This window comes from Bacillus sp. 522_BSPC (genome assembly GCF_001076885.1).
Lineage (GTDB): Bacteria > Bacillota > Bacilli > Bacillales > Cytobacillaceae > Niallia > Niallia hominis.
In genome coordinates this window covers 1-609 of sequence record NZ_JVDT01000017.1, presented here as the reverse complement: position 1 = coordinate 609, position 609 = coordinate 1, and the positions used below count along the sequence as shown (strand labels likewise).

The window sequence follows — 609 nt, the reverse complement described above, 5'->3', positions numbered from 1 at the left end:
AATATGACTAATAGTAAAGTAAATACTAATTCGATATTAAAAAAATGGTAGTGGAAAAAGTAAATGTAGTTGCCAGCTCCTTGATGAAATTAGATTGCAATAAAGTCTTGGAGCTCCTTTGTTAAATTATTAATCCTCCTCATCAGCTCCATTAGAGTACATTTCCTTTTCCGCTTGGAGCCATTTCATCATATCTTGTTTATCCGGATAAGAATCCTCTAAGTATTGGTGGCTTTCTAAAAATTTATCTCCTTTTTTCGTTAGTCTAGCTGGCTTTAGTGAGAAAAAGGTATCGATTCTAAGTACTCTTTCAATATATCCTTCCTTTTCTAAAAAAAAGATAAAATTTTCAAATTCCCGCTGTTTTAAACAATAGTCTTTTGGTTTTGGTAAGTCGATACCCTTGTGAAGCTCTCTTAGAATACTGTAGGTAATCTTCATTATCAAATCTCTTCCTTTTCTGTAATTAATTTTTCTCGAGCAACCATATAGATAAAAACACAAATAATAATTATAATCCTAATCAGTAAATGAAAGCAGATTTCTATATCTTAAATAATAAATTCGATAATTATTATTTTCAAATTATTCTTTATTTTATCAAATAAT

At 28.6% G+C, this 609-nt stretch carries 1 protein-coding gene; it reads right to left on the bottom strand.

Annotated features, from left to right (window positions below; all coding sequences use genetic code 11):
• Positions 1-129 precede the first annotated feature (129 nt).
• On the bottom strand, positions 130-441 hold the full coding sequence (locus ADJ83_RS01600; protein WP_031540113.1) for a hypothetical protein: 312 nt from the start codon (positions 439-441) through the stop codon (positions 130-132).
• Positions 442-609: the final 168 nt, after the last annotated feature.

Excerpts from the sequence above, each read along its gene's own strand:
- ADJ83_RS01600 (WP_031540113.1), bottom strand. The coding sequence starts at position 441 with ATGAAGATTACCTACAGTATTCTAAGAGAGCTTCACAAGGGTATCGAC.